The organism is Roseateles sp. P5_E1 (genome assembly GCF_054049335.1).
Genome location: NZ_JBFUMN010000002.1, coordinates 151,055 through 163,046, shown reverse-complemented (window position 1 = coordinate 163,046; position 11,992 = coordinate 151,055). Strand labels below are relative to the sequence as shown.

The following is an 11,992-nucleotide window of genomic DNA, read 5'->3' as shown; positions in this document are numbered from 1 at the left end:
CGGGCCATCATAATGGGCCATGCTTGCTCGAACGATGGCGTTTACGGTGTGGCTGCTGCTCGGCGGCTCGGTGGCTTACTGGAGCCTGCAACTGCTCGCACGGCCGCTGGCCATGCCGGCTTCGGTGCTGCCGGCCGGTGAGGGGCGTGGCGGCGCGGTCGACCTGAGCCGGCTGCTCGGCGTGACGGCGCCCGAGGCCGTGCCCGAGCCCGAGGTCGCGGTATCGACGCGGCTGCGCCTGCTGGGTGTTGTCGCGCCCAGGAACGCGAAGGCGGCCGAGGCCGGCGAGGGCGTCGCGCTGATCGAGGTGGACGGCGTGGCGCGCACGGTGCGCGTCGGCGCAGTGGTCGACGGCGAGTTGCGCCTGCTGCGCGTGGACGTGCGCAGCGCCAGCCTGGGCCGCATCGGCCAGGCGCCCAGCCAGGTCTTGCAGATCAGCCCGCCGGCCGCTGCGGCCACGGGCGCGCTGCCGCCGGCAGCGCCATCTCCGGTGGTACTGGGCGGCAATCCGAACGGCAGTCCGAGTGGCAATCCCAATAATGCCGCGCCCCATGCACAGGGCCTGCCGCTGCGCGGCAATGTGCCGCCGCCCGTGCCGGCCACCATGCCTTCGGTCTATGGCGCGGCGCCGGCAAATCAGGCCTCGCCACCGACGCGCGAGGAGCAGCAGCGCTGAGCCAGCTTAGCCGGCGCTAGGCGCCCAGCGTCGGGACGTGGGCGCTGGGGTCGGGGCGGGCCGCGACGCGGGCTTCGGCGACCTCGTGCAGATCGGTCAGCAGAGCGGCGGCGGCGCGGATCATCGGCCAGGCCAGGGCCGCGCCGGTGCCGTCGGCGCTGTCCATGCCCAGTTCAAGCAAGGCGGAGGCATGGAACAGGGCCAGCGCTTCATCCAGGCCGCGGTGCACATGGCTGCGGCAGAACACCGCGTAGTCGGTCACCGGCGCGCAGATCAGCGACGCGAGCTTGAGGGCCGCGCAGGCGGCGATGCCGTCCACGATGATGAGGCTGCGCTTGCTGGCCGCGACGAGCATGGCGCCAACCATGACGGCGATCTCGTGGCCACCGAAGGCCGCGATGATGTCCATGGGGTCCTTGGCGTCGCGATGGCGGGCCAGGGCGCCTTGCAGCACGTCGAGCAGATGGACGAGATCGTCCTGGCGCATGGTCGGGCCAGAGACGATGAAGTCGCGCACCGGTTGGTCGGACAGCCGCGCCAGCACCAGGGCGGCGCATTCGGGCGAGCCCTGGCCCATGGAGGCGCAGGCCAGCACATTGCCGGGCAGGTTGTCGGCGATCTCCATGCCGACGCGCACGCCGGCGTGGGCCTGCTCGACGCTCATCGCATGCGCGGTGCGCGCGTTGCGCGTGCCATGGGCGACCTTGCGCGCCAGCAGCCGGGCGTGAGGGGGCAGGTTCTCGGCGACGCCGCAGTCGACGACGGTCAGGTGCAGGCCCTGCAGCCGGGCAAAGACTGACACCGGCAACTGGGCATGCAGGGCCATCTGCACCTGGTCCCTGGTGGCGCGGCCCCATTGGGCGCCGACGCCGTCGACGACGATGCCGTGATCGGAAGCGAAAAGACCGAGCACCGGGTCGCGAAAGCGCGGCGTCAGGCTGTTCTGCACGAGCCCGAGGCGGACGGCCAGTGGTTCCAGTTCGCCGAGGCCGCCAGCGATGGCCGAGCGTCGATCGACGCGGTCACGCAGGGCTTTTTCCAGCTCGGGATTGGCGGTGGGGGAGATCAGCGACTGTTGGGCAACGGTCATGGCGCAGGCGTTGTCAGACCCCGCATTTCAACTCAACCGAGGAACAAGCGATAGACCGGATTGGAGGTTTCGTCTTCGAAGGGGTAGTTCAAGCCGTTGAGGAACTCTCGCAAAGCTGCCGCATCGCCCCTGGGAACCTGGATGCCGACCAGGATGCGGCCGTAGTCGGCGCCCTGGTTGCGGTAGTGGAAAAGGCTGATGTTCCAGTCGGGGTGCATGCTGGACAGGAAGCGCGTCAGCGCGCCCGGCCGTTCTGGAAAGACGAAGCGATAGAGGCGCTCGTCGCGTGCCAGTTCGCTGCGCCCACCCACCATGTGGCGGATGTGCTGCTTCGCGAGTTCGTCGTTGGTCAGGTCCAGCGTCTCGAAGCCGGCCTTGCTGAAGGTGCGGGCCAGCTTGGCAGCGTCGTCGGGCTTGGAGATGGCGATGCCGACGAAGATATGGGCGACGTCCGCGCCTGCGATGCGGTAGTTGAACTCGGTGACGCTGCGCGGTCCGAGCAGTTCGCAGAAGCGCTTGAAGCTGCCGCGCGCCTCGGGGATGGTGACGGCAAACAACGCCTCGCGGTGCTCGCCGACCTCGGCCCGCTCGGCGACGAAGCGCAGGCGGTCGAAGTTCATGTTGGCGCCGCAGGTGATGGCGACCAGCGTTTCGCCCTTGGCGCCAGTCGTCGCGGCGTATTGCTTGACGGCGGCGACGCTCATCGCCCCTGAGGGCTCAAGGATGGAACGCGTGTCCTCGAAGACATCCTTGATGGCCGCGCAGACGGCGTCGGTGTCGACGACGATGTAGTCGTCAACCAGCTCGCGGGCGATGCGGAAGGTTTCCTCGCCCACCAGCTTGACGGCGGTACCGTCGGCGAACAGGCCGACGTCACTGAGCGTCACGCGCTTGCCGGCCTTCACCGAGCGCAGCATGGCGTCAGAGTCGGTGGTCTGCACGCCGATGATCTTGATCTCCGGACGCAGCGCTTTGACGTAGGCAGCAACGCCGGAGATGAGGCCGCCGCCGCCGATGGCGACGAAGATCGCGTCGATGGGGCCGGGATGCTGGCGCAGCAGCTCCATGGCGATGGTGCCCTGGCCGGCGATGACGTCGGGGTCGTCAAAGGGGTGGACGAAGGTCAGGCCTTGCGCACTCTCCAGTTCCTTGGCGTGACCATAGGCGTCGGTGAAGCTCTCGCCGAACAGCACGACTTCGCCGCCGTGGCCGCGCACCGCCTCGACCTTGACCTGGGGCGTGGTCACCGGCATCACGATGACGGCGCGGCAGCCGAGCTTTTTCGCCGACAGCGCCACGCCCTGGGCGTGGTTGCCTGCCGAAGCACAGATGACGCCGGCCGCGCGTTGCTCGGCCGACAGATGCGCCATCTTGTTATAGGCGCCGCGCAGCTTGAAGCTGAAGACGTCCTGCTCGTCCTCGCGTTTGAGCCAGACCTTGTTGGACAGGCGCTTGGATAGCTTGGCGGCGGCGTGGAGATGGGTCTCGCGGGCGACTTCGTAGACCCGGGCGTTCAGGATTCGCTGCAGATAGCTGCTGCCGGGCGGCAGCATCGCGGGCACCTGAGATGACGTGCTGGACGGCGCCTTGGCGGGGGGCTGGCGTCGGCGCGAGGGAGAGGTCCCTGCGGCACCCTTCGCGCTGCGCGCTGTCCCGCCGGGCGGGAGTTGAGCCCCTACGGGCGGCCGGGCGGGGCTCATCGTCTCTCCATGATGTCTTGTTGCGGCGCCGCATGATAGGGGAGACCCTCATGGGGCGCCGCTTGCCTGCCTTCGGCGAAAAAAAACCCGAGCTTTTGCAAGCTCGGGTTGAATCCACCATGGAGGCGGTGGAGGAGACAATCGGTGCGAAAACGTTTTCGCTTGAGTGGCAGTTTAACGCCGAGTTATGCTGCGCTGCAATATTTTTCGTGAACGAATTGGAGCTTTGACTCTAGATGACCATGGAATGCACCGTCAGTTGGCTGGGTCCTGAGGGCCCGAGTGGCATGAGCTTCGTGGCCGAGACCGGCAGCGGTCATGTGCTGAGCATGGACGGCGCGCCGGACGGTGGCGGGCGCAACCTGGCGCCGCGGCCCATGGAAACCGTGCTGGCGGGCACGGGCGGCTGCACGGCCTATGACGTGGTGCTCATCCTCAAACGCGGCCGCCATGATGTGCGTGGCTGCAAGGTGACGCTGAAGGCCGAGCGCGCCACCAGCGATCCCAAGGTCTTCACAGCCATCCACTTTCACTTCATCGTCAGCGGCAAGGGGCTGAAGCCTGAGATCGTCGAGCGCGCAGTGGCGCTGTCGCACGAGAAATACTGTTCGGCGACAGCCATGCTGGCCAAGACCTCGGCCATCAGTACCTCTTTCGAGGTCACTGAAGTTTGAGCCAGGTCTGATCAGATGTGGTGAGCCACGGTCGTCATGACCTTGGCTGCCGCGCGCATCAGCTCCGCAATGGGCGCGGGCAATGGCCGCGCGCCGGCGGCAACGGCCGCGTCGGCATGCTCGGCTTCCTCGCGCCGCATTTGGTCGACGATGGCGCGGGATGGCGCGTCGGCCTCAGGCAGGCGTTGAAGATGCGAGGCCAAGTGGGCTTCGACCTGGCGCTCCGTTTCGACGACGAAGCCAAGGCTCCATTGATCGCCGGCCAGCCCAGCCAGGCTGCCCCAGGCGAAGGCACCGGCCCACCAGAGCGGCGCGAGGTGGCTGGTATGGCCATCCAGTTCGGCGATCCGGTCGGCCGTCCAGGCGAGGTGATCCAGTTCTTCCTGGGCGGCTTGTTCGAAGTGCCGCCGCAGCTGCTCGTTGCGGCTGAACAGCGCCTGTGACTGGTAAAGCGCCTGGGCGCAGATTTCACCGACGTGATTGACGCGCATCAGCGCTGCCGCGTGCTGCTGGTCTGCCGCAGCCAACTCGACCGGCGACTGGGCCGCCGACGGCGACTGGCGGGTGGCGCGGGTGGGCACGAACACGGTGCGAAGCCCGGCGTCGAGCGCGCTGATCAACCTGTCCCGAAAGTCCAGATCACGACGATGTGAATTGCTTGCTCGAGGTTGCATTCAGTTAAGCAATGTTTCGATGAAGAAATGGTGAATCTGGGGCGGCGTTGTGGATCGGCAACGACAACACATAATTTCATATCCGTGAATTCCCCAGCATCTCAAACCTGTAGTGGAATACGCGCACTTCCTCATAGGAGGTAAGTCGCTGTGGCCTGTTCGCTCGGCGACTCGGATGAATACCTAGGAGTATCGAATGAAGAAAGCTCTGATTGCCTTGGCCGTCCTCGGTCTGACCGGCGGCGCTGCCGTCGCGCAATCGTCCGTCACTCTGTTTGGCGTCATTGATGCCGACCTGAAGTACGTCAAGACCGGCGGTCTCACGGTGAAGAAGTTGGACTCCAGCGGTCTGAACACCAGCCGTTTCGGCGTGCGTGGCACCGAAGATCTGGGCGGCGGCCTGAAGGCTGGCTTCTGGCTGGAATCCCAAGTCGATACCGACACCGGTGTCGCTGGTGGCGGTAGCGCCTTCTGGGGTCGCCGCGCCACGGTCAGCCTGAGCGGCGACTTCGGTGAAGTGCGCCTCGGCCGCAACAAGACCGTCTCGCGCCTGCACGTCGAAGACTTCGACCCGACCGCATTCACCGGCCTGGGCAGCGTCAGCGTGCTGTACAGCAACCTGGGCAGCGGCAACGGCACGTCTTTCGGCCGTGCTGACAACCTCGCCTCGTATTCCCTGCCGGCCAATCTCGGCGGCTTCTACGGCGGTGTGGACATCTCGGCTGGTGAAGGCGTGGACACGAACAAGGGCCAGTCCGTTCGTCTGGGCTATAAGCAGGGTCCCCTGCACGTGTCGGGCGCCTATGCCAGCACGTCCAACGCGGGTGACAGCAGCAAGTTCAAGCTGGCCTCGGTCGGTGCGGCTTACGACTTCGGTGTGGTTCGCCCGTCGCTGTCGTACACGCAAACCAAGTACCTCGGCCGCGAGCAGAAGATCTGGACCGCGTCCGTCACGGCTCCGCTGGGTCAGGGTCAGCTGTGGGCTGGTTATACAAACGCCGAGGCCAATGGCGCCGCCGAGACGGCAGCTGCGGGCTACACCGCTATCGGCGATGCAAAGCTGTTCGCGGCTGGCTACATCTACAACCTGTCCAAGCGCACCGCCCTGTACACGACGTTCTCGCAACTGAAGAACAGCGGCGCTGCACGTTTCGCCGTCGGCGGCGCTCCTGCAGCGACCTCCAACGGCCTGAAGTCCACCGGCTACGACGTCGGCGTTCGTCACAGCTTCTGATGTCGAGCGGCCTCTCGGCCGCAGCGAAATCAGCCAAGCCGCCTTCGGGCGGCTTTTCTTTTGTCCCATGCGGGACAGGGGAATTGCTGTGGGAAATCAACAACAGAGCTCGCGTTATGGCAGGGCGCATCACTGAGAATCAAAAAGTTCACTTTTCTTCGCAGGAGACAACCTTGATGAAAAAAGCCACTCTGGCAGTTGCCGCTCTGGCCGCTTGCACCTCTTCCGCTTGGGCCCAGTCCACCGTGACCCTGTACGGCATCGTGGACGCTGCCGCGCGTTACACCACCAACGTCAATCCTGGAGCTGCACCAAAGCAGTTGATCCCTGGCGGCATGTCGCAAAGCCGTCTGGGCGTGAATGTCGTGGAAGACATGGGCGGCGGTCTCAAGGCTCTGGTGAACATGGAGCATCGCCTCAGTTCGGATACCGGCGCTGCCGCCTCTACTTCCGATTTCTGGCGTCAAGCCTGGGTTGGCCTGCAGTCCAGTGACCTGGGCCAGATCCGCCTCGGTCGTCAATACAACATCCTGTTCGACGTCTACACGTCGACCTTCGCATCCTTCCGCTACTCGCCGTATATCGAGGCGTACAAGCCCGAAATCGGCATGTCCATGGCCGCGCGTCAGGACAACATGGTCAAGTACCTGGCCCAGTTTGGCAGCTTCTATGCCGAAGTCCAGGTGAGCGCCGGTGAAGGTCAATCGGGCGCTGCCGCGGCTTTCCCGAACAAGACCGTCGGCGGCTTGGTTCGCTACAACGACGGTAAGTTCGGCGCGGGCGCCGCATATCTGCAGGCGACCGAGCAGACCGGCAAGAAGATCAAGGCGACCGTCCTCGGCGGCTCGTACACGAATGGCCCGCTCTACCTGCATGCGTCGTGGGGCGAGAACAAGTTCGAAAACCCCTTCACGCTGTTGAGCCTGAGCAGCCCCGCAGCTTTCGCGGCCTCGACCGCCGCCGGCGGCCCGGCCAATATCGCCCTGGCGACGCGTACAGCCTATACCGGCGGTATCTTGGGCGCGAACATCTTCAATGGCGATGCGGCTGACATCAAGAAGCGCACCATGATCATGTTCGGCGCGACCTATCAGTTGACGCCTCAGCTGAACATCGGCGCGAATGCCTGGCTGACCGAACAAACGCACTACGGCACGGTCCAGAACCTGGGCCCGTTCAGTGCGGCCTTTGCAGCGGCGCCTGGCGGTTTCTCGACGAACGCCAACACCAAGTCCAAGGCTAACTTCTTCGCCGTCGTCCTCGACTACGCGTTCTCCAAGCGCACCGACGCCTATCTGGAAATGGACTACACCAAGCTCAAGGGCGAGGTGCTGTTCCTGAACGGCGCTGGCAAGCGTGGCGGCGCGATGGTCGGTCTGCGTCACCGCTTCTGATGCCGATGCGGGGCTTCGGCCTCGCGAGGCGTCTCGACGGGCCGCGAAAGCGGCCCGTTTTCATTGGCGGTTCAGGCTCGCGGAGCTAGGGCTTTCCCGGGAAGCCCCGGCCCCCGCACTTCGCCATGATCCCGCCTTCGCGCCGCGCAAAGACGCGCTCGCTTCAAAGTCTTCATGCTGGTCTTCATCCTTCGCCGCCTTGTCCAGGCTCTCGTCGTCATGCTGACGGTCGCCTTCATCGCCTTCATGCTGTTTCAGTACGTGGGCGACCCGGTCACGAATCTGCTGGGCCAGGATGCGACCGAGGAGCAGCGCATCGCCTTGCGCAAGGATCTGGGCCTGGATCAGCCCTTTCCCGTGCAATTCGCGCGCTTCGCGGTCAACGCGGCCCAGGGCGAATTCGGCATCAGCCTGCGCCAGGGCCGCAAGGTTTCAAGCCTCATCGTCGAACGCTTCCCGGCGACGCTGGAGCTCGCTCTCGTCGCCGGCCTGATTGCGCTCGGCCTGGGCATTCCGCTGGGCGTCTATGCGGCGCTGCGCCGCGGCAAGGCAAGCGCGCAACTGCTGATGACGGGCACGCTGTTCGGTGTCAGCCTGCCCAATTTCGTCATCGGCATCGTGCTGATCTGGATCTTCGCGGTCGAACTCAAATGGCTGCCGAGCTTCGGCCGCGGCGAAGTCGTTGCCCTGGGAGCGTGGACCTCGGGCCTGCTGACGCGCGACGGCCTGCTGCACCTCGTCTTGCCGGCCTTCACGCTGTCGGCCTTCCAGCTGACGCTGATCATGCGGCTCGTGCGCGCCGAGATGCTGGAGGTGCTGCGCACCGACTACATCCGCTTTGCCCGCGCTCGCGGCCTGACGGACCGCAGCGTCTACTTCGGCCATGCACTGAAGAACACGCTGGTGCCCGTCATCACGATCACCGGCCTGCAACTCGGCTCATTGATTGCCTTTGCCATCATCACCGAGCAGGTCTTCCAGTGGCCCGGCATGGGCCTGCTCTTCATCCAGGCCGTGCAGTTCGCCGACATCCCCGTGATGGCCGCCTATCTCTGCCTGATCTCGCTGATCTTCGTCGTCATCAATCTGGGCGTTGACCTCCTCTATTTCGCCGTCGATCCGCGCCTGCGCGTTGAGGGCAAAGCACATTGACCATGGCAGTCGACGCCAATCCCAACTCCACCCCGTCGGCATCCGCGCTGCGCGGCTTCTTCGACGGCGACGTCTGGCATTCCTTTCGGAACTCGCCGGTCGCGATGCTGGCCGCCGCCATTGCGCTGGTCTGCCTTGTCTGCGCGCTGTTTGCGGAGCTTGTGGCGCCGCACAACCCTTTCGACCTGGCGACGCTGGAACTGATGGACTCGCTCAAGCCGCCGGCCTGGGTCGATGGCGGCGAAGCCAGGTACCGGCTCGGCACGGACGGCCAGGGCCGCGACATCCTGTCCGCGCTGATGTACGGCGCGCGCATCTCGCTGCTCGTCGGCATCGCCTCGGTGCTGCTGTCCATCCTGATCGGCGTCAGCCTGGGCCTGCTGGCGGGCTTCGTTGGCGGCCGCACGGACGCCTTCATCATGCGCATCTGCGATGTGATGCTGTCCTTCCCGTCCATCCTCGTCGCGCTGATGATCAGCGGCGTCGGCCGCAGCCTCTTCCCGCACGCGCCCGACATGCTGGCCTTCGTCGTCCTCGTGCTGGCGATTGCGCTGACGGGCTGGGTGCAGTACGCACGCACCGTGCGCGGCTCGACGCTGGTGGAGCGCAACAAGGAGTACGTGCAGGCCGCCCGCGTCATCGGCGTCGGCTCGCTGCGCATCATGCGCCGCCATGTGCTGCCCAATGTGCTCGGGCCGGTGCTGGTGTTGGCCACCATCCAGGTCGCCTCGGCCATCATCACCGAAGCGACCTTGTCCTTTCTCGGCGTCGGCGTGCCGGCGACCAGCCCGTCCCTGGGCACGCTGATCCGCAACGGCAATGACTACCTGTTCTCGGGCGAATGGTGGATCACCGCCTGGCCCAGCCTGACGCTGGTGCTGATCACGCTCAGCGTGAACCTGCTGGGCGACTGGCTGCGCGACGCGCTCAAMCCCCGTCTGCGATGACTGTCCCTTTGCTTGAAGTCAGCCACCTGCGGGTGGAGTTCCCGACCCGCCGCGGCACGTTGTTGGCGCTGGACGACATCTCTTTCTCGATCGCTCCCGGTGAGATCCTTGGCGTCGTCGGCGAATCCGGCGCCGGCAAGTCGCTGACCGGTGYGGCCATCATTGGCCTGCTGGACCCGCCGGGCCGCATCGCCGCCGGCGAGATCAGGCTCGCGGGCCGGCGCATCGACAACCTGCCTTACGAGCAGATGCGCCGTATCCGCGGCAAGGAGATCGGCGCTGTCTTCCAGGATCCGCTGACGTCGCTGAATCCGCTCTACACAGTTGGCCGGCAACTCACCGAGACGATCACGACCCACCTGGATTTGAGCGCCGCCCAGGCCCGGGCCCGCGCCGTCGAACTGCTGGCGTCCACCGGCATTCCGGCGCCCGAGGCTCGGGTCGATCACTTCCCGCACCAGTTTTCCGGCGGCATGCGCCAGCGTGTCGTCATCGCGCTGGCCCTGGCGGCCAACCCCAAGCTCATCGTCGCCGACGAGCCGACCACGGCGCTGGACGTCTCAATCCAGGCGCAGATCATTGCGCTGCTGAGGAAGGTCTGCCGCGAGCAGGGCGCGGCCGTCATGCTGGTCACCCACGACATGGGTGTCATCGCCGAAACCTGCGACCGCGTCGCCGTCATGTACGCCGGCCGCATCGCCGAGATCGGCCCGGTGGCCGACGTCATCCACCACCCGGCCCACCCCTATACCGTCGGGCTGATGGGGTCCATCCCGGCGATGGACGAGGATCGCGAACGCCTGCTGCAGATCGATGGCTCGATGCCGCGCCTCACTGCGATCCCGCCGGGATGCGCCTTCAACCCGCGCTGCCCTCGCGTTGTCGAGCGTTGCCGTGCCGAGCGGCCCGAACTGGTCCAGGTTGGCGCGACGACTGCGGCATGCTGGCGGCCTGTCGCCGTGGAGGTGCCGCGATGAGCACGCCCCTCGTCGAGGTACGGGACCTTGCCAAGATCTTTGACGTTTCACCCCCCTGGCTGAACCGCGTCGTCGAGCGCAAGCCCAGGGCTTTTGTGCATGCGGTGGACGGTGTCTCCTTCAGCATCGAGCGCGGCAAGACGCTGGCTCTCGTCGGCGAGAGTGGCTGCGGCAAGAGCACGGTCGCACGCCTGCTGGTTGGGCTGTACGCGACGACGCGCGGCGCGGTCAGCTTCGACGGCGAGGACATCGCCAAGACGCTGGCCGGTGCCGGCGCCCTGAAGCTGCGCCGGCGCATGCAGATGATCTTCCAGGATCCCTATGCGTCGTTGAACCCGCGCTGGAAGGTGCTGGATATCGTCGCCGAGCCACTGCGCGAGCACGGCCTGATCCCAAGCGACGCGGAGGCCAGGCAGCGCGTCGGTGAGCTGCTCAGCTCGGTCGGCTTGAATCCGGCCGATGCCGAGAAATTCCCGCACCAGTTCTCCGGCGGCCAGCGTCAGCGCATCTCCATCGCCCGTGCGCTCGCGACGCAACCCGAATTCCTTGTCTGCGATGAGCCGACGTCGGCGCTGGACGTGTCTGTGCAGGCTCAGGTCCTCAACATCATGAAGGATCTTCAGCGCGAACGCGGCCTGACCTACCTCTTCATCTCGCACAACCTGGCCGTCGTGCGCCATGTGGCCGACCAGGTCGGCGTCATGTATCTCGGCCGCCTCGTCGAAGTGGCCGACAAGGCCGAGCTGTTCGCGCGGCCGCGCCATCCCTACACGCGCATGCTGCTGGACGCGATCCCCGACATCCACATGAGCGGCCGCGCCCGCACGCCGGTGCAGGGCGAGGTGCCCAACCCGCTGAATCCGCCGAGCGGCTGCAGTTTCCACCCACGCTGCCCGCTGGCCAATGTGCGCTGCAAGACCGAGCGGCCGGCGCTGCTGGAGATCAAGGGCGTGCGCGTGGCCTGCCACGCGGTGGAAGAAGGCCGGGACTAGCGCGCAGGGCCAGACGCCGGAGCAGAGGCCGCGCCGGCCGGCTTGGGCAGCGTCAGCGGCCCCTTCTGCCCACAACCCATGAGGGCGGTAAGGGTGATCAGCAGGACACCTAAACTGGCGGCAGTCTTCTTCATCCGCCCAGTTTATGCCCCTGTCCGACGCCGATTACCACGCCAAGGCCCACGCCCTGCTCGCTCGCATCGAGGAGCAGATCGATGCCTGGCTCGAGGCCGACGTGGTGGACATCGACACCCATCGCACCGGTGGCCTGCTGGAGCTGAGCATGCCCGGAGGCAGCAAGATCGTGCTGAACACCCAGCCCCCGCTGCAGGAGATCTGGCTTGCGGCGCGCTCGGGCGGCTATCACTTCAAGTGGGACGGCTCGCAATGGGTGGACCGCGAAGACCAGGAATTCCTCGCGCGCCTGTCGCGCTGCGCAAGCGAGCAGGCAGGCCAGGCGCTGGCGTTCAGCACCTGAGCCG

Annotated in this window: 14 protein-coding genes; 10 read left to right on the top strand and 4 right to left on the bottom strand. The window is 66.1% G+C overall.

The annotated features are described in order from the left end of the window. The first annotated feature begins 19 nt into the window (after positions 1-19). Positions 20-676 (top strand): hypothetical protein, encoded by a 657-nt coding sequence (locus ACXJKJ_RS03405; RefSeq protein ID WP_457389108.1) that lies wholly within the window; start codon positions 20-22, stop codon positions 674-676. A 16-nt stretch (positions 677-692) separates the two neighbouring features. On the opposite strand, the gene ACXJKJ_RS03400 is transcribed toward ACXJKJ_RS03405, so the two are convergent. Then, entirely contained in the window at positions 693-1,766 is a 1,074-nt protein-coding gene (locus ACXJKJ_RS03400) for a nicotinate-nucleotide--dimethylbenzimidazole phosphoribosyltransferase (RefSeq protein ID WP_056203250.1), read from the bottom strand. Between the two features lie 32 nt (positions 1,767-1,798). Continuing rightward, positions 1,799-3,319 (bottom strand): threonine ammonia-lyase, biosynthetic, encoded by a 1,521-nt coding sequence (gene ilvA, locus ACXJKJ_RS03395; RefSeq protein ID WP_457389107.1) that lies wholly within the window; start codon positions 3,317-3,319, stop codon positions 1,799-1,801. A 197-nt stretch (positions 3,320-3,516) separates the two neighbouring features. On the opposite strand from ilvA, the gene ACXJKJ_RS03390 reads away from it, so the two are divergent. Both ACXJKJ_RS03390 and ACXJKJ_RS03385 read left to right on the top strand, forming a co-directional pair. Further along, a complete protein-coding gene (locus ACXJKJ_RS03390) occupies positions 3,517-3,696 on the top strand; it encodes a hypothetical protein (RefSeq protein WP_457389106.1) in 180 nt (59 codons plus the stop codon). A 12-nt stretch (positions 3,697-3,708) separates the two neighbouring features. Next, on the top strand, positions 3,709-4,140 hold the full coding sequence (locus ACXJKJ_RS03385) for an OsmC family protein (protein WP_056203625.1): 432 nt from the start codon (positions 3,709-3,711) through the stop codon (positions 4,138-4,140). An 11-nt stretch (positions 4,141-4,151) separates the two neighbouring features. Here ACXJKJ_RS03385 and coq7 read toward each other — a convergent pair whose 3' ends face one another. Further along, positions 4,152-4,814 carry a 2-polyprenyl-3-methyl-6-methoxy-1,4-benzoquinone monooxygenase gene (gene coq7, locus ACXJKJ_RS03380; RefSeq protein ID WP_457389105.1) on the bottom strand — a complete coding sequence of 221 codons (663 nt, stop codon included), beginning with the start codon at positions 4,812-4,814 and terminating at the stop codon, positions 4,152-4,154. Positions 4,815-5,010: 196 nt separating this feature from the next. On the opposite strand from coq7, the gene ACXJKJ_RS03375 reads away from it, so the two are divergent. From ACXJKJ_RS03375 to ACXJKJ_RS03350, 6 genes are all read left to right on the top strand, one after another. Next, complete coding sequence (locus ACXJKJ_RS03375; protein ID WP_457389104.1) at positions 5,011-6,048, top strand: porin; 1,038 nt, start codon at positions 5,011-5,013, stop codon at positions 6,046-6,048. A gap of 176 nt (positions 6,049-6,224) precedes the next feature. Further along, a complete protein-coding gene (locus tag ACXJKJ_RS03370; RefSeq protein WP_457350408.1) occupies positions 6,225-7,442 on the top strand; it encodes a porin in 1,218 nt (405 codons plus the stop codon). Between the two features lie 174 nt (positions 7,443-7,616). After that, on the top strand, positions 7,617-8,594 hold the full coding sequence (locus tag ACXJKJ_RS03365; protein ID WP_056203270.1) for an ABC transporter permease: 978 nt from the start codon (positions 7,617-7,619) through the stop codon (positions 8,592-8,594). Positions 8,595-8,596: 2 nt separating this feature from the next. Next, positions 8,597-9,541 (top strand): ABC transporter permease, encoded by a 945-nt coding sequence (locus tag ACXJKJ_RS03360; RefSeq protein ID WP_457389103.1) that lies wholly within the window; start codon positions 8,597-8,599, stop codon positions 9,539-9,541. Beyond that, positions 9,538-10,518: an ABC transporter ATP-binding protein gene (locus tag ACXJKJ_RS03355; RefSeq protein ID WP_457389102.1), complete on the top strand. Its 981-nt coding sequence runs from the start codon at positions 9,538-9,540 to the stop codon at positions 10,516-10,518. The genes ACXJKJ_RS03360 and ACXJKJ_RS03355 overlap by 4 nt, the downstream gene beginning before the upstream one ends. Then, positions 10,515-11,510 carry an ABC transporter ATP-binding protein gene (locus tag ACXJKJ_RS03350; RefSeq protein WP_457389101.1) on the top strand — a complete coding sequence of 332 codons (996 nt, stop codon included), beginning with the start codon at positions 10,515-10,517 and terminating at the stop codon, positions 11,508-11,510. Before ACXJKJ_RS03355 ends, ACXJKJ_RS03350 begins: the two co-directional genes overlap by 4 nt. Here the strand turns inward: ACXJKJ_RS03350 and lptM are convergent. Then, positions 11,507-11,644, bottom strand: a complete 138-nt coding sequence (gene lptM, locus ACXJKJ_RS03345; RefSeq protein ID WP_082532972.1) for an LPS translocon maturation chaperone LptM — start codon at positions 11,642-11,644, stop codon at positions 11,507-11,509. The two genes, ACXJKJ_RS03350 and lptM, sit on opposite strands and share 4 nt — an antisense overlap. Positions 11,645-11,655: 11 nt before the next feature. Here lptM and cyaY point away from each other — a divergent pair, with 11 nt between their 5' ends. Beyond that, positions 11,656-11,988: an iron donor protein CyaY gene (cyaY, locus tag ACXJKJ_RS03340; RefSeq protein WP_082532973.1), complete on the top strand. Its 333-nt coding sequence runs from the start codon at positions 11,656-11,658 to the stop codon at positions 11,986-11,988. The last annotated feature ends 4 nt before the right edge of the window (positions 11,989-11,992 follow it).